Source organism: Flavobacterium frigidarium DSM 17623 (genome assembly GCF_000425505.1).
In the GTDB taxonomy this organism is placed as follows: Bacteria; Bacteroidota; Bacteroidia; order Flavobacteriales; family Flavobacteriaceae; genus Flavobacterium; species Flavobacterium frigidarium.
In genome coordinates this window covers 64,017-85,076 of record NZ_AUDO01000015.1, presented here as the reverse complement: position 1 = coordinate 85,076, position 21,060 = coordinate 64,017, and the positions used below count along the sequence as shown (strand labels likewise).

Genomic DNA, 21,060 nt, shown 5'->3' with positions numbered 1-21,060 from the left:
AATAAAAAAGCAGCTTTTCGAAAAATTTATTAATAAAAAATATTTTACAACATACTAAAAATCAAATTATTAAAAATAAATTATGATTTGTTTGTATTTATTTTAAGTTTTTATAAAACCATAAATAAGAGTTTGTCGTAAATCCTCATAACAGTAAAACTAACAATATAATATTATGATTAAAAAACAATTACTCTTCATTTTAGCTGTAACAACATTTGGATATGTTAACACAGCTCAAGCTCAAAGTCCTATTAGTGGATTCATGCAAGGAAAAGGGAAAGGAAACGTATCTATTTCTTTCAGTTCAGAAAAATATGACGAAGTATATTTCATTCCAGAAAAGGTAGACGGTGTTCCGGTTTTTAACGAAACTAAAATAACGAGTACTTCACTTTATGCAACTTATGGTATTAGTGACCAAGTTGATGTAGTTGTTGTCCTTCCTTATGTGAAAGCTAAAGGTAACGCAACGCAAGAAGTATTAACAAATTTAGATCTAGAAAACGAAAGAAAAGGTCTTCAAGATGTATCGGTTTACGTAAAATACAGCCCTTTCAATTTTAATTTTGGTGAATCTTCTCTTCGTTTAATAGGTGCAATTGGATTAAAGACACCTTTAAGTGACTACAAAGTGGAAGAAGGATTTCAATCAATTATCGCCATTGGTAATAGAAGCACAACAGTAAGTACAACTGGAGTAGCAATGTTCAAAATGAACTCGGGAGCTTTTGCTTCTGGACAAATTGCAGGAAATTTTGCTTCGAATGATGTTCCTAATTCAGTTACAACAGAATTAAAATTAGGTTATGCAGCAAAATCATTTTATGGAGATGCTTACGTAGCAAATCAAAAATCTACAGGTGGTGTTGATATATTTGGAGAAGGATTTGCAGGATTTTTTCCAATTACAAAAGTGAACTACACAAAAATTGGTGTAAACTTATACGCACCTATCTATAAAGAGTTGGGAGTTTCTGTAGGAGCAAGCACATTAGTAGCAGGAAGAAATATTGGTAAATCATCAGGATACTACGGTGGATTAGTTTACAAATTTTAATAAATAAAACAAACAAAATGAAAAATTTAAATATAAAAAGTGCTGTTTTAGCATTGACACTTTTAACAACAATCGTTTCTTGTGATACAGATTACGAAGATGAAACACCAAGTATTGCAGGTATTGCTGTAGCAAACCCTAACTTCAGTACACTAGAAGGAGCTGCAGTTCAAGGCGGATTAGTTGGAGTTTTAAGTAATAGCAACCCAAATGACCCATCAGGACACTACACTGTTTTTGCACCTACAAACGATGCTTTTGCTAGACTAGGATTAGTGGATGCTGGAACTCTAGGTGGATTACAAAATACATTTTTAACTAACACTTTGTTGTACCACACTTCTAATGGAGATTTAGTTGGAACTAGCATTAAAAACGGAGGGACTTCTGCCTCTGCCTTAGGTGTAAACAGACGCTTTATTAGTAGAGGTGCTGATTTATACATCAACGGTTCTAAAATTATTTTAACTGATGTAAACGCTAGTAACGGTACCGTTCACGCTATCGATAAAGTGATGATTGCAACAGGTGTTAATATCGTGGAATCAGCTTTATTATTAAAAGATGCTAAAGTTTTCAAGGCACCAGAACTTACTTTCCTTGTTCAAGCAGTAATTTCTTCTGGATTAGCACCAGTATTATCTGATGCAAATAATAATTTCACAATTTATGCACCTACAGATGCCGCTTTTAAAGCTGCTGGATTTGCAACTCTTGAAGATGTAAAAAATACTCCAGCTGCAACATTGCAAGCAGTATTATTAAATCATGCTATTCCAGGTGGAAAATTCACATCTGAGCAAACTGCCACAACTGCTGTAACTGCAGGAGGAGGAACCCTAACTTATAGCCCTTTTTTAAACGGTGTATTTACAGTTAAAAGTAACGGAATACCGACAGCTGCTACTATGGTAATCCCAGACATACAGTGTAGTAACGGAATTGTTCACGTAATTGACAAAGTTTTAATACCATAATAATTGTTGTTTGTTTTTTTAATTAAGGCCTCACAAATTAGTGGGGCCTTTTTTATTGTACCTATATAAGTGTTTTTAGTTTGGTCACTAGATTTACAAAAGTCTCCAAACTATTTGGCTATAGTTCTCATTTTTTCTAACTTTAATTTATAAGACCGATTTATAAGTCAATTTAAATAATATTTCTAAAAGTTATATCATGGAAAATTTTACAGACACTCCTACAAAAAGCAACTATACTCGTTTCTACTTGATGTTAATTTGTTCGTTTATTGCTATGTATTGTACAATGTATTTGAATACCTATAGTATAGACCATGTCTATTTTTCGCTAACTCGATTTTATATGTCCTGTTTAGGAATTTCAACAATGGCAGTGATTATGCTTTTATTCATGCTGAAAATGTATACTGATAAAAAGAAAAATATAGGAATTATGCTGGGAAGCACATTGTTGTTTCTATCTGCTTTGTTTTTAGTTCGAACACAAAAACCAATTGTGGGTGATTTGCTTTGGTTGCGCGCCATGATTCCCCATCATTCGATTGCAATATTAACAAGTGAACGCGCTGCAATCGAAGATCCCGAAGTCAAAGCATTAGCAGAAGATATCATTAGAGCCCAAAAGAAAGAAATCGAAGAAATGAAAACTATGATTGACCGACTTGAAAACGAGAAATAAAAAAAAGCTGCATTCAAATAGAATGCAGCTTTTTTTATGATTTAAAACTAGTGTTATTTAGTTTTCATAGGTGGTAAATTGAAAGCTACTGACTCGTGCTCGAATCCATTTCTATGTGAACCATCGCAAAAAGGTTTATTAGCAGACAAGCCACATCTACATAATCCTAATGTTGTTCTACCTTCTAGTCCATAAACAGTACCATCTGCAGCAACAATTTCAAATTCCCCATCGATCTTTATTGATCCATTATTATTGATAACTAATTTTGTCTTTCCCATTTTTAAGCTTTATATTATTTTGCTCAAAGGTCATAAATTATCCTTCTTAGATTAGCATTAATTTCTCAAATTCCGTCATATATAAGCTAATTTACATTAAATCTAATTTGGAATAAAATCAAATTAAATACTCATACCAAAATGATGGAGCTTCTTAAAAATTTAGCAAAACTATAAGCTATGCATACTTAAAGAATCGAAATTTAGAAGTAATTTAGTTATCTCAATTACAACTTATCGCTTACTATAAATAACTAATAAAGTATACTGTAAAATGAATACACTTAAAATAGGATGGATCGGCCTGGGGAACATGGGAAATCCAATGGTCAAAAATTTATTACATGCAAACTTTGAAGTGACTGTATATAATCGCACTAAAGACAAAGAAAGCGACTTAATAGCTGCCGGAGCAAAATCTGCTAGTAGCCCTGCGGCATTATTAGCGTCTTGTAACATCGTAATTACTATGTTATCAAATGATGAGGCAGTTTTAGCTGTATTCAATGATAATAATGGCTTAGCTACTGCTGATACTGCAGGAAAAACAATCATTAATATGAGTACTGTTTCACCTGAAACTTCTAGAAAATTAGCCTCAATATGTGCGAGCAAGAAATTAAATTTCATTGATGCTCCAGTATCTGGAAGTGTGAAGCCGGCACAAGACGGAACCTTAGTCATCTTAGTAGGTGCAACTGAAACTGACTTCAATTATGCTAAACCTGTCTTTGATGTCTTGGGTAAAATCGCAATAAATGTTGGCCTTCCTGGAGTTGGAAGCTCCGCTAAGTTAGCAATCAATTATCTATTAGGATTGAATTTACAAGGATTAGCAGAAACAGTATTATTCGCAGAGAAAAACGGTGTTAGTAAGGAAGACATGCTCAATATTATTAATCAAGGTGCTTGTGCAAATGGAATAACTGCAATAAAAGCTCCTGCCATTTTAAATGGTTCCTACCCTGCTGCCTTTGCACTCAAACACCTTGTTAAGGATTTACGCTTAGCAAAAGAAGCTGGACTAAATGCTCCATTAATACAACCGCTATACGACAGTTTCAAAAAAGCACAAGAAGAAGGTCTAGGTGATCAAGACGTGATGGCAATTATTACTAGTTTAAATAATAACTAATTAACACATACAACATGGGATTATTTTCAGCAATATTAGGTAATGCAGGTTCAGTAAGCCAAGATCAATTGCTAAAACAATATGGTCAATTATTAATCGAAGGCGAAGAAATAGAATTAGGATTTAAGCTTATACGCGATACCTTTATATTTACGACAAAACGATTAATCCTCGTAGACAAGCAAGGCTTAACAGCTAGCAAAACAGAATACAAGTCAGTATCCTATAAAAGTATCACTAGATTTAGTATAGAAACTGCAGGAACCTTTGACTTAGATGCCGAATTAAAGATTTGGGTTTCTAGTGAATTGCAGCCTAGTATTCGAAAACAATTTAACAAATCAGTGAATGTGTACGAAGTGCAAAAAGTGCTTGCCCACCATGTATTATAAAAATTTTTAGAGGATTCTCTTTCGAAATTTTCTCATTCTTAAAACCACCACTAAATATTGGTGGTTTTTTATTTTCAAAACAACTATTTCAATAATAACTGCTGACTTAAATTTATGGATAATGCATAAACTTTAATAAAAATCTCATAACAGTACCATTCGATAAATGCCCCATCTTTGTATAATAAATAGAGGAGAACTCAAATTAAATTGCGGGCAAGATGGATGATATAAAAACAATTGGATTATTAAATAATCTAATCATCGTGAATAATGATCGAATAGAAGGGTATGAGATGGCCATTGAAGAAACCGAAGAAAATGATTTGAAATTACTTTTTTCACAATTTATTCAAACTAGTGTGAAATGCAAATCAGAATTGCTTTCTGAAGTGCGAAGATTAGAGGCAGAAGCCTTTATAAGCGATCGAAGAAAAGCTTCGTTTTTTACCGCTTGGACAGAAGTCAAATCAGCATTGAATTCAAAGAATAGAAAAGTAATTTTAGATGCTTGCGAAGAGGGCGAAAACGTAGTCAAGAAAAATTATGAAGATACTATTAGAGATCATGGCACCGATTTATCGATAAATGAATTGGCGATGCTTAAAAATCAATATATGGATTTAAAAAACGACCATGACCGTGTGGAAGCCATGGGTCAATCAGTAGTGATGTAGAAATATAGTAAATAATTAAAGAGCAAAAAAAAATGCCCCGAAGAGCATTTTATGTTATTTGAATTAAAGAACACGATTAAATTGCGTTACTTTTTTACTGTAATATTTCTCTTTGACAGAAGATATAATTACACCTTCACTTACAGAAGCGTGTATGAATTTAATATCTCCATCAGCAGTATCAACAATCATCCCAACGTGATTAATTCGGTTTCTACGGCTAGTTTTAAAAAAGATAAGATCTCCTTTTTTAGCTTCTTCACTGTTAATGACAGTTCCGTACTGAGATTGTTCGATAGATGTTCGAGGAAGTTGAATATCAAAATTACTAAAGGTATTGCACATTAATGCTGAGCAATCAATTCCATTTTTTGTAGTACCACCATAACGGTAGCGTATTCCTAGATTCTCTGAAGCTGCGGTAACTAAGTTATCTAGGAACTCTTCGTCTCTAGTACTTAAATTATGTTTCTTATCTGTGTTCTCTTTACTCTCAATATCTGCAATTGCTTCAGTTATTGGAGCTGTTTCAACTTGTTTAGTGCTTGTAATTGTTAATTTATATCCTACAGGTAATCCTGATTTAATTTTAGGATTTTGCTGAACTAATTCTTTAGCAGTAATACCGTATTCCTTAGAAATACCGTAAATTGTTTCTCTAGCTTGCACTTCACGAACAACGGTATATTCTGGCACAGCTTCTTCTAGCTTTTCTACTTTTAAAACTGGAGTTATTGGCTTTTTTATTTCTTTCTCTTTTACTTCGTCTACTAAAGCAATAGCTTTGGTCGGCGTTTCTTTTTTGACAACTTCAGCAGTTGTTGGACTTGTAAAATTGTTATTGGCTTTTACTGGAATTATAATCTTCTGACCAATTTTCAGCCCTTCGGATTCTAAAGCAGGGTTCGCTTTATCAAGATCAGCAACTGTCAATCCGTATTCTCTTGCAATAGCATATTTAGTTTCTGTTGCTTGGATTTCTCTGATGATAGTTCCATCAGCATTTTCAGATACTTTAGCAGCTATTTTTTCGACAGGAATTAATTGTGGTTTACTTTCAGATTCAGTTTTAGTTGCAGTTGCAACAACAGCGGTACTAGTAGCGGGAACATTAATTTGCTGTCCGTTTTTTAGACCTATAGCTTTTAAGCCTGGATTAAGTTCGTATAAATTATTAACTGTAATTCCGTGCTTTTTAGCAATGCTGTAAAGGGTTTCTCTTGGATATGCTTTATAACTTTTAGTTACGACAGCACTTTTAATTGGATCTAATTTAGATTCAGCGCCATTAGGTATGAGTAAAGTAGCTTTCAATTTTATGCCTTTACGTGAATCTGGATTTAATGCGTAAATTTCACTAGCTTTTACGTGATATTGCTGTGCAATTTTAGAGATTGTCTCTCCTTTTGCTACGGTGTGTTCTGTATATTTTTGTTGAGAAAATCCACTAAATCCACCTATTAAAAAGAGTCCTAAAATCCAACCAGAATACTTCATAAACGTTTTTTTTGATTCAATAATAATTTTAATACTACTGTTTATTGCAGTCTTAAGCACCACAATTTATTTACAGTTTTTTAATCCAACGCTAAAATAGCGATAAAAGTATTTTAAAAGCGAATTTAAATCATAAATTGAAAAATAAAAAATTCTAAAGTTGCTTTTATAGCGACTTTAACATAGTTTAGAGCATAAAAAAAACGTCAAGCTTTCGCTTGACGTTTTAGTAACTTGTATTGATAATTTAATTATGCTTCTGCAGCAATTAAGTTTAATGCTGAACCAGCAACATACCAACCAATTTGACCTGCATTGTAAGTATGGTTAGCTAAGATTAAATCTTTGCTTCCATCAGCATGTGCAAATTCTAATGTAAGTGGTTTACCTGGAGCAAAATCAACTAAATCGATGATGCTGATAGTATCATCCTCTTGAATTTTATCATAGTCAGCTTCATCAGCAAATGTCAATCCTAACAATCCTTGTTTTTTAAGATTTGTTTCGTGAATACGAGCAAAAGATTTTACTAAAACTGCTTTCACACCTAAGAAACGAGGTTCCATAGCAGCATGCTCGCGAGAAGATCCTTCACCATAGTTGTGATCACCTACAACGATAGATGGAATTCCAGCAGCTTTGTATGCACGTGCTACAGCAGGAACTGCATCATACGTTCCAGTTAATTGATTTTTTACCGAATTTGTATTTTGAGTAAATGCATTTACTGCCCCTATCAACATGTTGTTAGAAATATTATCTAAATGTCCACGGAAACGCAACCATGGTCCAGCCATAGAAATGTGGTCAGTAGTACATTTTCCGAAAGCTTTGATTAACAATTTAGCTCCAGTAATATTTTTACCATCCCATGCATCAAAAGGCGCTAATAATTGTAATCTATCAGATGTTTCACTCACTGCAATTTTAACAGATGATCCATCAGCAGCTGGTGCTTGAAATCCGTTATCATCAACATCAAATCCTCTCTTTGGTAATTCATCACCATATGGAGCAGTCAACATTACTTCTTCTCCTTTATCATTCAATAAAGTATCAGTAAGTGGGTTAAAATCTAATCTTCCTGCAATTGCTAATGCAGCAACCATCTCTGGTGAAGTAACAAAAGCATGTGTATTTGGGTTACCATCTGCTCTTTTAGAGAAGTTACGGTTGAAAGAATGTACAATTGTATTTTTCTCTCCTTTATCAGCACCTGCTCTATCCCATTGACCAATACATGGTCCACAAGCGTTAGTAAATACCTTAGTTCCCATTTTTTCGAAAGTAGCAATTATTCCATCTCTTTCGATTGTATATCTAATTTGCTCAGAACCTGGATTAATTCCAAATTCAGCTTTAGGTGTAATTCCGTGTTCAACAGCTTGATTAACGATAGATGCTGCACGAGCCATATCTTCGTAAGAAGAGTTAGTACAAGAACCGATTAGTCCCCATTCTACTTTTAGAGGCCATTCATTAGTAGCAGCTTCAACTTTCATTTGAGAAACTGGTGTACCTCTGTCTGGAGTAAAAGGTCCGTTAATATGTGGCTCTAATTCTGATAAGTTAATCTCTATAACTTGGTCAAAATATTGTTCTGGATTTGCATAAACTTCTGGGTCTCCAGTTAAGTAACTAGCTACTTCATCAGCTGCGTCTACAACATCTTGACGTCCTGTTGCAGATAAATATCTACGCATTGAATCATCATAACCAAATGTTGAAGTTGTTGCTCCAATTTCTGCTCCCATGTTACATATTGTACCTTTACCAGTACAAGACATATTTGTAGCTCCTTCACCAAAGTATTCAACAATAGCACCTGTTCCACCTTTTACAGTTAAGATATCAGCTACTTTTAAAATAACATCTTTTGGGGCAGTCCAACCAGATAATTTTCCAGTTAGTTTCACTCCAATTAATTTAGGAAACTTTAATTCCCATGACATTCCTGACATTACATCTACAGCATCAGCTCCACCTACTCCAATTGCTAGCATACCTAAACCACCTGCATTTACAGTGTGAGAATCGGTACCAATCATCATTCCACCAGGGAATGCGTAGTTTTCTAAAACGATTTGGTGAATAATTCCTGATCCTGGTTTCCAGAATCCAATTCCGTATTTATTAGAAACAGAAGAAAGGAAGTCAAAAACTTCACTTGACTGTTGTTTTGCAACTGCTAAATCTTTTTCAGCACCTACTTTAGCTAGAATTAAGTGATCACAGTGTACTGTCGTTGGTACAGCAACCGTTTTCTTTCCTGCATGCATGAATTGTAACAAAGCCATTTGAGCTGTTGCGTCTTGACATGCTACTCTATCTGGAGCAAAATCTACATAATCAACACCTCTTGAGTAAGCTTGCTGCGCTTTACCTTCCCAAAGGTGGTTGTACAAGATTTTCTCAGTCAAAGTTAAAGGACGTCCAACAACTTCACGTGCCGCATCAACACGAGTAGTCATGTTTGCATACACTTTTTTAATCATATCAATATCAAAAGCCATAGTATATAGGTGTTTTTTATTTATTTGTACTGCAAATTTAAGGATTATTGGCGAGATTTAAAAAAAATTTAATGGAACTAGCCTTTTGAAAAATTATTATTGCAAAATATAAGCTTACATTAAATTAAATTGACAAAAGAGCATATTTTTAACTTAATACTGCATAATTAGTAATTTATGATGTAAATATTGCAGATTCGAGAATTGCCGCTCCATCTAAAACTCATCTGATAAGTGAATTTAAAATAGCCCTCAAAAATGATCTCTTTAATGCGAAAAGGGGCTATCTTTTCTAAGATAGCCCCTTTAAAAAATTTAGTATTTACTATGTGTGTTTAGTACTTAAAGCTTTTACTCCAACTAATCCAAAAGATCCATCGTAACTCATTCCTTTAACTGATTGTAAATAGTTACCAACTTTAAAGTAATTAGCTTCTGTAGAAGTATTCATCTTTTGACTAAAAACTAGTTTAGTCCCATTATATAGATAAACTGTACTACCCGTGTACTTAATAGAAAATCTATATTCTGTACCTAATGAATACCCATCATAAGTTTTACTACCTCCAAGAACTTTTTCTGTAATATAACCGCTAATTTTTAACTTAACAGCACCCGATTTTTGATTTGCTGTTCCTAAGAATTGAACTCTAATAATATCATCTACTTCAACACCTTTAGCATTTTTCTCTGGACCGTGAACTTGTCCAAAACATAATACTCCTGTTTTGCCATCCTCACCTTTAGGTAATTGATTTACCTTAACTGTCCAAGTCATAGTATGTGTACCTACAGAACCATCCCATTTAGCTTCTTTACCACTAATCAATTCTCTCAACTCCACACGTGGGTTACTAGAAGAAGATGACGTATTTAAACCTCTCCAAGTTTTAAAATAGGTCCACGTTCCATCTGTATAAAAATAATCTGAATTTGTGTACGTATTAAATGAAGCACCAGAATCTCTAATATCGTCCCAGTACTTACTTTTTGAAGGACTCCCTGTGTGTGAATTAATTTTCCAAGTAGATGTTGTTATCCCTAAAACTGTAGCAGGATATATAGTAGTTTTACTTGTGTTAGCATCAGCAACAGTAGTTTCAGTTACTGCGCTCGCTGCAACAGCAGATTCTTCAACATCGTCTTTATCACATGATAAAAGAGATAGCATTGTAAGTCCTAAGAAAAGAGCCTTTCCTTTCTTAAAATTTAAGTCACTTAGACCTGGAGTAGTTCGGTTTGTTTTCATAAAATAGATTTTAAAATAAATTGGTTTGTTAGATTGGTTCACCAATATCATTTTCAAATATATATATTAAAGTGATATAAAATACATATATCTTAAAAATAATTGAATTATTAAAAATCATTTACAAACAATTAGTTAAAAAACTAACACAAAATAAATCTACATATGCTACTACGTAAAATAGTTTAAAGTTATGACCTATTTTGCGTTTCATTGAAAAACTACTATAAAAAAAAAGCTTCAAGCAGATACTTGAAGCTAAAAATTTTAATATTATAACTATCTACAATAAATTACTTATGATATATTCTTCTGTTAATCCTTCGGCCTCCGCTTTATAATTTTTAATAATTCGATGTCTCAAAATTCCAACCGCTACTGCTTTTACATCTTCTATATCTGGAGAAAATTTACCTTTAAAAGCTGCGTGCGCTTTTGCTGCTAAGATTAAGTTTTGTGATGCGCGAGGACCAGCACCCCAATCTAAATAATTTTTAACAAAATCAGTAGCTGAGCTATTGGCAGGTCTCGTTTTACCTACCACTGTAACGGCATACTCTATAACATTATCGGCAATAGGAATACGACGAATTAATTGTTGGAAACCTATTATTTCTTCTGATGTAAAAAGAGCATTTACATTTTCCTTACTATCAGTTGTCGTTCTCTTCACTATTGCAACCTCTTCTTCATAACTTGGATACTCTAGTTTAATAGCAAACATAAATCGATCTAATTGTGCTTCAGGAAGTGGATATGTTCCCTCTTGCTCAATGGGATTTTGCGTAGCTAATACAAAGTACGGCAAATCCAACCCATATCTTTCTCCTGCAATGGTTACTGAACGTTCTTGCATTGCTTCCAATAAAGCTGCTTGCGTTTTAGGAGGTGTTCTATTAATTTCATCTGCCAAAATTATATTTGAAAACACCGGACCTTTAATGAATTTAAACTTCCTGTTTTCATCAAGAATTTCACTACCTAAAATATCTGAAGGCATTAAATCTGGAGTAAACTGAATGCGTTTAAAATCTAAGCCCAATGCTTTTGCCAAGGTGTTTACTAGTAATGTTTTTGCTAATCCAGGCACTCCTACTAGTAATGCATGTCCTCCACTAAAAATACAAATCAAGATTTGATCAATGACTTCATCTTGACCAACAATTATTTTTGCGATTTCATTTTTTAATTGGATACGTTTTTGAACCAAAATATGTATTGCTGCTACATCAGACATTTTCGAATGTATTTAAATTAAAAAAGAGTTAGCTTATGATATCATAAAACTAACTCTTTTTTATTAACTATTAAAAATATTATTTCTTCAACCAGTTATTTGTGAAATCACAGTCTCTATATTCACCTAAGACTTTAATATAGGTTTCTTTAATTTTTTCATTAAACCATTTCCCTATTACTTTGATTTGCTTTTCTTTTAAAGCTAATTCTTTAATTTTGATGTAATCTGTGGCATAATCAGCAAGATGCTCATTAATTCTATTAGTTACTGTAATTAATTTGTAGCTCTTTTTATCATTCTCCTCAGTATCTAATATTGGCTGAGAAATTTCATCGTCCTTTAAGTTAGATACTTGACTGTATAAACTAGGATCCATTTTTGTCAATTCAAAACGAGTATCTTGCGTCTTTGGATTAATTAAAACCCCACCATTAGCTTTAGTCTCTTTTTGATCAGATTCTGTTCTTGCTGCATCAGCAAAACTAATCTCTTTGTTTACAATTTTATTTCGAATAGTAGTGATCTTCTCCTTAGCCACTTCTATTGCATCTGCAGATACTGATGGCGTCAATAAAATATGTCTCAATTCTACCTCTTGTCCTTTAATTTTGTCAATCATAATAATATGAAATCCAAATTCAGTTTCGAATGGATCTGATATTTCACCCTCTTGTAAACTAAAAGCGACCTCTTTAAACTCCTTAACAAAAGGTGTTTTTCTATTCATTTTATAATAACCACCATTTTTTGCCGATCCTGGATCTTTAGAATACAAAATTGCTTTGGTAGCAAAACTAGAACCTTCTTCGATCTCACGTTTAAACATTTTCAAGCGATCGATCACTTTTTGTTTCTCAACATCAGAAATTTTAGGTGTAATAACAATTTGTGCTACTTCCATTTCTGCACCAAATTGCGGTAATTCATCTTTAGGAATCGATTTAAAGAAATTACGAACTTCTTCAGGCGTAATTTCTACTTCCTCAACGATTTTTTTTGTCATCTCAGAACTCAACTTTTGCTCTTTCAAAATGTCAAAAAAATAACTTTTAAATTCCTCTTCTGAATCTTTTTTGTAGTATGCAACTACTTTATCTATAGATCCAATTTGTCCAACCATATAATTGATACGCTCATCCATCATTCCCTTAACTTCAGCATCTGTAACCTTGATACTATCTTGAATTGCTTGATGCGCATACAACTTGTCTTCCATCAATTTTCCTAACATTTGACATCTCGTGATGTCTTTGATAGAACCACCTTGTCCTGAAATTTCCAAATATGATTTATCAATATCTGAATCTAAAATAATATAATCTCCAACTGTAGCAATAATACCATCAATTTTTTGTCTTCCGCCAGATTGTACTTTTTTAACTGGAGCGACAACGCTATCCTTAATTATCTCTTGTGCTTTCATCAACGTTGTTGAAAGTAAAAAAAGCACAAAGGCAATAGTAATGTTAACAGACTTCATTTGTATTGTTTTTAATAGCATTATGTAATTTATATTTTAATTTATATTGTATTCTTATTATACTACTTTATCAAAAGCATTTATTTGAGTCCAAATATACACCATTAGAATTAACAAATGAAAATGAACTTACCGTGACCGTTCTATAATTAAGGCGAACAAAAATAACAATTCGATTATATATTACAACTTATAGATATACTATTAACAAAATATTATATAGATATGAGTTAATATCTTGATAACAGAAGCGTTATCATAATAATTTTACATCTCACATAAACCAATTATATCGAGAATAAAATAATGTTGAAACAGACATATAGCTAAAAATATATTAAAAGTTGTTTTATGAAGAAAGATTAAGTAAATACTTGCTGAGCCTTAAAAAGTGCACATGAAAATAAATTCACATCATCGTGTGTTTTAAAAATCGGCATCCTTTTTACAATAAAATCTGTTCTTTTTTTTATTCAAAAAGAGCAACAACAGTGCTAATCATTATATGTAGCCGCAATTTTAGACAGCTTGAATTTAAAAGAAAGTCTCATTTTTTTTAAATGGCATTTATAAATAGTACTTTTGCAAACTATTTACAATAATATGAGCTTTTTAAAAGAAATACAACGTCGTAGAACGTTCGGAATTATATCGCATCCAGATGCTGGTAAAACTACATTGACTGAAAAATTGCTACTTTTTGGAGGAGCGATTCAAGAGGCCGGTGCCGTGAAAAATAATAAGATAAAAAAAGGAGCTACAAGTGACTTTATGGAGATTGAGCGTCAGAGAGGGATTTCTGTTTCAACCTCTGTCCTTGCCTTTAACTATCAAGATAAAAAAATCAATATCCTTGATACTCCTGGTCACAAGGATTTTGCCGAAGACACCTTTAGAACTTTAACTGCTGTAGACAGTGTTATTGTTGTAATTGACGTTGCCAAAGGAGTTGAGGAGCAAACAGAGAAATTAGTATCTGTTTGTAGAATGAGAAAAATTCCTATTATTGTATTTATCAATAAAATGGACCGTGAAGGTAAAGATGCTTTCGATCTAATGGACGAAGTAGAACAAAAACTTGGTTTAACGGTCACTCCTTTAAGTTTTCCAATAGGAATGGGTTACGATTTCCAAGGTATTTATAACTTATGGGAACAAAACATCAACTTGTTTAGCGGCGATAATCGTAAAAATATAGAAGAAACAATTGCTTTCTCTGATGTTCAAAATCCAGAATTAGAGAAAATAATAGGACAAAAACCAGCCGATACCTTACGCGAAGAATTAGAATTAATTGATGAAGTATATCCAAAATTTGATCGTCAAGATTATCTAGATGGCAAACTGCAGCCAGTATTTTTTGGTTCTGCCTTAAACAATTTTGGTGTTAGAGAATTATTAGACTGTTTTGTGGCTATTGCACCCTCGCCTCGTCCTAAAGAGTCAGAAACTAGACTTGTGGATCCTACAGAGGAAAAAATGTCAGGTTTTGTATTTAAGATTCACGCTAATATGGATCCTAAACACAGAGATAGGTTAGCATTTATCAAAATCGTATCTGGTACTTTTGAGCGTAACAAACCTTACTACCATGTTCGTTTAAAGAAAAATTTAAAATTTTCTAGTCCAAATGCCTTCTTTGCAGAAAAAAAGGAAATCGTAGATATTTCATATCCTGGAGATATTGTTGGTCTTCATGACACTGGTAACTTCAAAATTGGAGATACATTGACTGAAGGCGAAATTATGAGTTTCAAAGGTATTCCTAGTTTCTCACCTGAACACTTTAGATACATTAATAATGCTGATCCTCTAAAAGCGAAACAACTTGATAAAGGTGTTGATCAATTAATGGATGAAGGTGTTGCGCAGTTGTTTACTCTAGAAATGAACAACCGTAAAATAATTGGTACTGTAGGTGCACTTCAATATGAAGTAATTCAATATCGTTTAGAGCATGAATATGGCGCTAAGTGTACTTATGAAAACTTCCCAGTACACAAAGCTTGTTGGGTTAAACCAAACGATCCTAAAAACGAAGAGTTCAAAGAATTTAAACGTATTAAACAGAAGTTTTTAGCAAAAGATAAATACGGACAATTAGTTTTCCTAGCCGATTCTGATTTCACAATTCAGATGACGCAAAATAAATATCCTTCGGTTAAATTATTCTTCACTTCAGAGTTCGAATAGTAGCTAAACACAAATAGATTTTAAAAAAGTCGGACTAGTTATAAACTACTCCGACTTTTTTATTGGCTTTTATTATGACTACACCAATTCATCAGTTTAGCTTATTTACAAAATAGCAACTTTTATAGCGCTTTACATAATTATTGTAGTATCAAAAAAAAAAAAAAAACGCTGATCAATAATGATCAGCGTTACAATATAACAAATACTAAAACTATTATTATGATATAGCAGTTTCGTAATTCACTGCTTTTTTTAAGAAAGCTTTAATTAAAACTCTGTTTGGTGCAATTCCAGAAGTAATAATTTGCTTTTTTGTATTGATTCCTTCAGTAGAAATTGTAGAGTTAGGATTTTGTTTAGACCCCATAAACCATAATACAAATTCCATATTAGCATTTGCTTTAGAGTTCTCTGCTTTAATTTCTGTATTGATAGTGCCTTCGTTAACCGAAGAAGCTATTTCTGAACCCACTGCATTTTGACTATAACCTGAAAAACTGAACAATAAAGTACAAACAAATACTGATAAGATAGTGATTGTATTTCTTGATTTGTTTTGTGTAGAAGTAGTGTTCATGAGGGCTTTTTTTATCTAGTTGATTAGCTTACAGTGCTAATTCTTATACAAAGATACCACCACTATAGCCCTACATAAAATATTTACGATGAACAGCTAGAAAACTCGTTAATTAACGAAGCCTTTGCAAGATATAGATGTTTTATGCACTTAAACCGACCACGTTTTTCATTTACCCCTTTAGAAAAGCAGTTTGCTGACAATTAAGCAAAAAAAAGGCCCCATATAAATGGAGCCTTTTTGGATATTACATTATGCTTGTCCCGCAGGACCAAAGTTAAGCGGAATTGGAGGTTGTTCAGTTTCTTTGATTTCGCCATGAGCGGTTTCAAAACGGTGAATGTTCTCTGCTAACGCTTTTACTAATCTTTTAGCATGTTGTGGTGTCAAGACAATTCTTGATTTCACTTTGGCCTTAGGAATACCTGGCATGATACTTACAAAATCAAGTACAAATTCAGATGAAGAATGATTTATTATAGCTAAGTTGGAATAAATTCCTTCAGCTGTTTTTTCATCTAATTCGATATTGATCTGGTCTTGTTGTTCTTTCATGATTTAAGTAGTAAGGATTAGCAACTAAATTATAGCAAAAAGTGATTAGCCATAAGACTAATCACTAATTACTATGGACTTATTACTAAAGTTAGTAAATATATTCTTCTTTATTAGCCATCATGTCATTGTAATCCTCTTTCGAACCTACAATTGCATTATCATATTCTCTCATACCAGTTCCTGCAGGAATTCTATGTCCTACAATAACATTTTCTTTCAATCCTTCTAAGTAATCGATTTTACCTGCTACTGCAGCTTCGTTCAATACTTTAGTTGTTTCTTGGAAAGAAGCAGCAGAGATGAATGATTTAGTTTGTAAAGATGCTCTTGTGATACCTTGTAATACTGGAGTACCAGTTGCAGTGATTACATCACGAGCCACAACGATATTTTGATCGTTACGTTTCAATAATGAATTTTCATCACGCAATTCACGAGGTGTTACGATTTGCCCCTCTTTCAAGTTAGCAGAATCCCCCGCATCTTCAACAACTTTCATACCGTAAAGTTTATCATTTTGAAAGATAAAGTCTTTAGTATGAATCAGTTGATCCTCTAAGAATAATGTATCTCCTGGATCTTGAACTCTAACTTTACGCATCATCTGACGTATTACTACCTCAAAGTGCTTGTCGTTAATTTTCACCCCTTGAAGACGGTAAACCTCTTGAATTTCATTAACCAAGTACTGTTGTACAGCTGCTGGCCCTTTAATTCTCAAGATATCTTCTGGAGTAATTGCTCCATCAGATAAAGGAACACCCGCTCTTACAAAGTCATTTTCTTGAACAAGAATTTGACTTGATAATTTAACTAGGTATTTCTTAATCTCACCAAACTTAGATTCGATAATAATCTCACGGTTACCTCTTTTAATTTTACCAAAAGAAACTACTCCATCAATTTCAGAAACCACTGCTGGATTCGAAGGATTACGCGCTTCTAAAAGCTCTGTAATTCTAGGTAAACCTCCAGTAATATCTCCTGATTTAGAAGAGCGACGTGGGATTTTAACTAAGACTTTACCAGCCTTAATCTTCTCACCGTTTTCAACCATTAAGTGGGCTCCAACAGGTAAGTTATAAGAACGAATCAATTCGTCATCTTTACCGTAAACCAATAAAGTTGGAATTAATTTTTTATTTCTAGCTTCAGAAATTACTTTTTCTTGGAAACCAGTTTGTTCATCAATTTCAACCATGAATGATTGACCTTGCTCTAAATCTTCGTAAGCGATTTTACCAGTGAATTCTGAAACAATAACTCCATTATATGGATCCCATTTACAGATAATATCACCTTTACCAACAGATTGACCATCTTTCACAAAAATACTAGATCCGTAAGGAATATTATGTGTGTTTAATAGAATACCAGTTTTCTCATCGATTAATTTTAATTCAGTAGAACGTGAAACTACAATATCTACTGCGTTACCATCATTGTCTTCACCTTTAACAGTTTTAAGATCTTCGATCTCTAATTTACCATTAAATTTAGTTACAATGCTAGATTCTTCAGATATACCACCCGCAACCCCTCCAACGTGGAAAGTACGTAATGTTAATTGTGTACCTGGTTCTCCAATAGATTGTGCTGCAATTACACCAACTGCTTCACCTCTTTGTGTCATCTTACCAGTAGCTAAGTTACGACCGTAACATTTAGCACAAATTCCTTTAACAGCCTCACAAGTCAATGGTGAACGAACTTCAACTCCTTCAATTGGAGAAGCTTCGATACGTTTCATTATTGCCTCAGTAACTTGTTGTCCAGATTCGATAAGAACTTCATTAGTTAAAGGATTAATTACGTCTTGTAAAACAACACGTCCTAAGATTCTTTCTCCTAATGATTCAACAATTTCTTCATTCTTTTTCAATGCTGATACTTCAACACCTCTTAATGTTCCACAATCTTCGATGTTAACAATAACATCTTGAGAAACGTCATGCAATCTTCTAGTTAAATATCCTGCATCCGCCGTTTTCAAGGCAGTATCCGCAAGACCTTTACGCGCACCGTGAGTAGAAATGAAATACTCAAGAATTGAAAGACCTTCCTTAAAGTTAGAAAGAATTGGATTCTCGATAATCTCTCCACCACCAGCAGTCGACTTTTTAGGCTTAGCCATCAATCCACGCATACCAGTTAACTGACGAATTTGTTCCTTAGAACCCCTCGCCCCAGAGTCAAGCATCATGTACACCGAGTTGAAACCTTGTTGGTCTTCTCTAATGTTTTTCATTGCTAACTCAGTCAATTGCGCATTTGCAGATGTCCATACATCAATAACTTGGTTGTAACGTTCGTTATTTGTAATAAGACCCATGTTATAATTTGCAGAGATACCTTCAACTTGCTCTCTAGCATCTGCAATTAATTGTGGTTTTTGATCTGGAATTCTAATATCACCTAATGAGAAAGATAGTCCCCCTCTGAAGGCAAATTTATACCCCATGTCTTTCATATTATCCAAGAAGGCTGCCGTTTCAGGAACACTTGTTGAATTCAAAACGTGACCGATAATATCTCTAAGATTTTTCTTAGTCAATACATCATTGATATATCCAGCTGCTTCAGGTACTACTTCATTAAATAATACACGTCCGGCAGTAGTTTCAATAATTTTGTACACTAATTCTCCAGCATCATTAAAATCTTTTGCTCTAATTTTCACACGAGCATTCAATTCTAACCTTCCTTCATTTAATGCAATATTTGTTTCCTCTGCAGAATAGAAAACTAGATCTTGACCTAAAATTTTCTTTTCAGGAGTAGACAATCTCTCTTTGGTCATATAATATAGACCCAAGACCATATCCTGAGATGGTACCGTAATTGGAGCACCATTTGCAGGGTTTAAGATATTGTGCGAAGCCAACATTAATAATTGTGCCTCAAGAATAGCTTCTGGTCCTAATGGCAAGTGAACTGCCATTTGATCCCCATCAAAATCCGCATTAAATGCCGTACAAACTAAAGGGTGCAATTGGATTGCTTTACCTTCAATTAATTTTGGTTGGAATGCTTGAATACCAAGTCTGTGCAAAGTAGGGGCTCTATTCAATAATATAGGGTGACCTTTAATTACGTTTTCAAGGATATCCCAAACTACAGGCTCTTTCTTGTCTATTATTTTCTTAGCTGACTTTACAGTTTTTACAATTCCTCTTTCTATCAATTTACGGATAACAAAAGGCTTGTATAATTCGGCTGCCATATCTTTAGGGATACCACATTCGAACAATTTCAATTCAGGTCCAACAACAATTACCGAACGAGCAGAATAATCCACACGCTTTCCAAGTAAGTTTTGACGGAAACGTCCTTGCTTACCTTTAAGGGAATCAGATAATGATTTTAATGGTCTGTTTGATTCTGTTTTAACAGCAGATGCTTTACGAGTATTATCAAATAATGAATCTACAGATTCTTGCAACATACGTTTCTCGTTTCTCAAGATAACTTCTGGAGCTTTGATCTCCATTAATCTTTTCAAACGGTTGTTACGAATGATTACACGACGGTATAAATCATTTAAATCTGAAGTTGCAAAACGACCTCCATCAAGTGGTACAAGCGGACGTAATTCTGGTGGAATAACTGGAACCACTTTCATAATCATCCACTCAGGACGATTTTCACGGTTTAAGTTAGACTCACGGAAAGACTCAACAACTTGTAATCTTTTTAATGCTTCAGTTTTACGTTGTTTAGACGTTTCGTTATTAGCTGAATGACGCAATTGATAAGATAATTCATCAAGGTCAATACGTGCTAACAAGTCCATAATACACTCTGCTCCCATTTTGGCAACAAATTTATTAGGATCAAAATCATCTAAATATTGATTATCAGCTGGAAGTGTATCCAAGATATTCAAATATTCTTCTTCAGTTAAGAAATCTAATCTTTGAACAGATTCACCTTCAGCATTTTTAGCAATACCTGCTTGAATTACCACGTATCTCTCGTAGTATATGATCATATCTAATTTCTTAGATGGAAGACCTAAAATATAACCAATTTTATTAGGAAGAGAACGGAAATACCAAATATGAGCAATTGGCACAACAAGATTGATGTGACCTACTCTATCTCTACGTACTTTTTTCTCAGTAACTTCAACACCACAACGGTCACAGATAATTCCTTTGTAACGAATTCTTTTGTACTTTCCACAAGCACATTCAAAATCCTTAACAGGTCCAAATATTCTTTCACAAAAAAGACCGTCACGCTCTGGTTTGTGAGTACGGTAATTAATTGTCTCTGGTTTTAAAACCTCACCTCTAGACTCTTTCAAGATAGATTCTGGAGAAGCTAAACCAATTGATATTTTGTTAAACCTTTTTACAGGATTCTTATCTTTATTATTATTATTTCTATTATTCATCATAGTTTTTACTATTGATTTATTAGCAATTGAAAATTGATTCTCGTTCTAGTCTAAGGGTAAAATCCTTAAATTTTCAAAATCTCTTGAGATTTGTAAACTTTTGAACTTTCATACTTTCGACTCAACATTACCGCGGCTTACTTC

16 protein-coding genes are annotated in these 21,060 nt (G+C 33.5%); 7 read left to right on the top strand and 9 right to left on the bottom strand.

Annotated elements, in window-relative coordinates:
• Positions 1 to 175: 175 nt before the first annotated feature.
• The 3 genes from H603_RS0110700 to H603_RS0110690 all read left to right on the top strand — a co-directional run bounded on the left by H603_RS0110700 (position 176) and on the right by H603_RS0110690 (position 2,719).
• A complete protein-coding gene (locus H603_RS0110700; RefSeq protein ID WP_026708596.1) occupies positions 176 to 1,060 on the top strand; it encodes a hypothetical protein in 885 nt (294 codons plus the stop codon).
• 17 nt (positions 1,061 to 1,077) lie between these two features.
• Entirely contained in the window at positions 1,078 to 2,037 is a 960-nt protein-coding gene (locus H603_RS0110695; protein WP_026708595.1) for a fasciclin domain-containing protein, read from the top strand.
• A gap of 199 nt (positions 2,038 to 2,236) precedes the next feature.
• On the top strand, positions 2,237 to 2,719 hold the full coding sequence (locus tag H603_RS0110690; RefSeq protein ID WP_026708594.1) for a DUF305 domain-containing protein: 483 nt from the start codon (positions 2,237 to 2,239) through the stop codon (positions 2,717 to 2,719).
• A gap of 53 nt (positions 2,720 to 2,772) precedes the next feature.
• Here H603_RS0110690 and H603_RS0110685 read toward each other — a convergent pair whose 3' ends face one another.
• Positions 2,773 to 3,000: a CDGSH iron-sulfur domain-containing protein gene (locus H603_RS0110685; protein ID WP_026708593.1), complete on the bottom strand. Its 228-nt coding sequence runs from the start codon at positions 2,998 to 3,000 to the stop codon at positions 2,773 to 2,775.
• 274 nt (positions 3,001 to 3,274) lie between these two features.
• On the opposite strand from H603_RS0110685, the gene H603_RS0110680 reads away from it, so the two are divergent.
• From H603_RS0110680 to H603_RS0110670, 3 genes are all read left to right on the top strand, one after another.
• Complete coding sequence (locus tag H603_RS0110680) at positions 3,275 to 4,135, top strand: NAD(P)-dependent oxidoreductase (protein WP_026708592.1); 861 nt, start codon at positions 3,275 to 3,277, stop codon at positions 4,133 to 4,135.
• A gap of 14 nt (positions 4,136 to 4,149) precedes the next feature.
• On the top strand, positions 4,150 to 4,527 hold the full coding sequence (locus tag H603_RS0110675) for a PH domain-containing protein (protein WP_026708591.1): 378 nt from the start codon (positions 4,150 to 4,152) through the stop codon (positions 4,525 to 4,527).
• A 221-nt stretch (positions 4,528 to 4,748) separates the two neighbouring features.
• Positions 4,749 to 5,204 (top strand): PA2169 family four-helix-bundle protein, encoded by a 456-nt coding sequence (locus H603_RS0110670; protein ID WP_026708590.1) that lies wholly within the window; start codon positions 4,749 to 4,751, stop codon positions 5,202 to 5,204.
• Positions 5,205 to 5,267: 63 nt separating this feature from the next.
• On the opposite strand, the gene H603_RS0110665 is transcribed toward H603_RS0110670, so the two are convergent.
• The 5 genes from H603_RS0110665 to H603_RS0110645 all read right to left on the bottom strand — a co-directional run bounded on the left by H603_RS0110665 (position 5,268) and on the right by H603_RS0110645 (position 13,204).
• Positions 5,268 to 6,701, bottom strand: coding sequence for a peptidoglycan endopeptidase (locus H603_RS0110665; RefSeq protein WP_026708589.1), 1,434 nt, complete (start codon positions 6,699 to 6,701; stop codon positions 5,268 to 5,270).
• Positions 6,702 to 6,952: 251 nt separating this feature from the next.
• Positions 6,953 to 9,214 (bottom strand): aconitate hydratase, encoded by a 2,262-nt coding sequence (locus H603_RS0110660; protein ID WP_026708588.1) that lies wholly within the window; start codon positions 9,212 to 9,214, stop codon positions 6,953 to 6,955.
• A 325-nt stretch (positions 9,215 to 9,539) separates the two neighbouring features.
• Complete coding sequence (locus tag H603_RS0110655) at positions 9,540 to 10,463, bottom strand: polysaccharide lyase family 7 protein (RefSeq protein ID WP_169628295.1); 924 nt, start codon at positions 10,461 to 10,463, stop codon at positions 9,540 to 9,542.
• Between the two features lie 283 nt (positions 10,464 to 10,746).
• On the bottom strand, positions 10,747 to 11,700 hold the full coding sequence (locus H603_RS0110650; protein WP_026708586.1) for an AAA family ATPase: 954 nt from the start codon (positions 11,698 to 11,700) through the stop codon (positions 10,747 to 10,749).
• Between the two features lie 79 nt (positions 11,701 to 11,779).
• Positions 11,780 to 13,204, bottom strand: a complete 1,425-nt coding sequence (locus H603_RS0110645) for a peptidylprolyl isomerase (protein WP_026708585.1) — start codon at positions 13,202 to 13,204, stop codon at positions 11,780 to 11,782.
• A gap of 582 nt (positions 13,205 to 13,786) precedes the next feature.
• Between H603_RS0110645 and H603_RS0110640 the strand changes: the two genes are divergently transcribed.
• The gene (locus H603_RS0110640; RefSeq protein ID WP_026708584.1) at positions 13,787 to 15,376 is read left to right on the top strand and encodes a peptide chain release factor 3; all 1,590 of its coding nucleotides are present in this window, start codon (positions 13,787 to 13,789) and stop codon (positions 15,374 to 15,376) included.
• A gap of 220 nt (positions 15,377 to 15,596) precedes the next feature.
• Here H603_RS0110640 and H603_RS0110635 read toward each other — a convergent pair whose 3' ends face one another.
• The 3 genes from H603_RS0110635 to rpoC form a co-directional block, all read right to left on the bottom strand.
• Entirely contained in the window at positions 15,597 to 15,956 is a 360-nt protein-coding gene (locus H603_RS0110635) for a hypothetical protein (RefSeq protein WP_026708583.1), read from the bottom strand.
• A gap of 252 nt (positions 15,957 to 16,208) precedes the next feature.
• Complete coding sequence (locus H603_RS0110630) at positions 16,209 to 16,511, bottom strand: DUF3467 domain-containing protein (RefSeq protein ID WP_026708582.1); 303 nt, start codon at positions 16,509 to 16,511, stop codon at positions 16,209 to 16,211.
• Positions 16,512 to 16,602: 91 nt separating this feature from the next.
• Entirely contained in the window at positions 16,603 to 20,916 is a 4,314-nt protein-coding gene (gene rpoC, locus H603_RS0110625; RefSeq protein ID WP_026708581.1) for a DNA-directed RNA polymerase subunit beta', read from the bottom strand.
• Between the last annotated feature and the right edge of the window lie 144 nt (positions 20,917 to 21,060).

Excerpts from the sequence above, each read along its gene's own strand:
- H603_RS0110700 (WP_026708596.1), top strand. The coding sequence starts at position 176 with ATGATTAAAAAACAATTACTCTTCATTTTAGCTGTAACAACATTTGGA.
- H603_RS0110695 (WP_026708595.1), top strand. The coding sequence starts at position 1,078 with ATGAAAAATTTAAATATAAAAAGTGCTGTTTTAGCATTGACACTTTTA.
- H603_RS0110690 (WP_026708594.1), top strand. The coding sequence starts at position 2,237 with ATGGAAAATTTTACAGACACTCCTACAAAAAGCAACTATACTCGTTTC.
- H603_RS0110685 (WP_026708593.1), bottom strand. The coding sequence starts at position 3,000 with ATGGGAAAGACAAAATTAGTTATCAATAATAATGGATCAATAAAGATC.
- H603_RS0110680 (WP_026708592.1), top strand. The coding sequence starts at position 3,275 with ATGAATACACTTAAAATAGGATGGATCGGCCTGGGGAACATGGGAAAT.
- H603_RS0110675 (WP_026708591.1), top strand. The coding sequence starts at position 4,150 with ATGGGATTATTTTCAGCAATATTAGGTAATGCAGGTTCAGTAAGCCAA.
- H603_RS0110670 (WP_026708590.1), top strand. The coding sequence starts at position 4,749 with ATGGATGATATAAAAACAATTGGATTATTAAATAATCTAATCATCGTG.
- H603_RS0110665 (WP_026708589.1), bottom strand. The coding sequence starts at position 6,701 with ATGAAGTATTCTGGTTGGATTTTAGGACTCTTTTTAATAGGTGGATTT.
- H603_RS0110660 (WP_026708588.1), bottom strand. The coding sequence starts at position 9,214 with ATGGCTTTTGATATTGATATGATTAAAAAAGTGTATGCAAACATGACT.
- H603_RS0110655 (WP_169628295.1), bottom strand. The coding sequence starts at position 10,463 with ATGAAAACAAACCGAACTACTCCAGGTCTAAGTGACTTAAATTTTAAG.
- H603_RS0110650 (WP_026708586.1), bottom strand. The coding sequence starts at position 11,700 with ATGTCTGATGTAGCAGCAATACATATTTTGGTTCAAAAACGTATCCAA.
- H603_RS0110645 (WP_026708585.1), bottom strand. The coding sequence starts at position 13,204 with ATGCTATTAAAAACAATACAAATGAAGTCTGTTAACATTACTATTGCC.
- H603_RS0110640 (WP_026708584.1), top strand. The coding sequence starts at position 13,787 with ATGAGCTTTTTAAAAGAAATACAACGTCGTAGAACGTTCGGAATTATA.
- H603_RS0110635 (WP_026708583.1), bottom strand. The coding sequence starts at position 15,956 with ATGAACACTACTTCTACACAAAACAAATCAAGAAATACAATCACTATC.
- H603_RS0110630 (WP_026708582.1), bottom strand. The coding sequence starts at position 16,511 with ATGAAAGAACAACAAGACCAGATCAATATCGAATTAGATGAAAAAACA.
- rpoC (WP_026708581.1), bottom strand. The coding sequence starts at position 20,916 with ATGATGAATAATAGAAATAATAATAATAAAGATAAGAATCCTGTAAAA.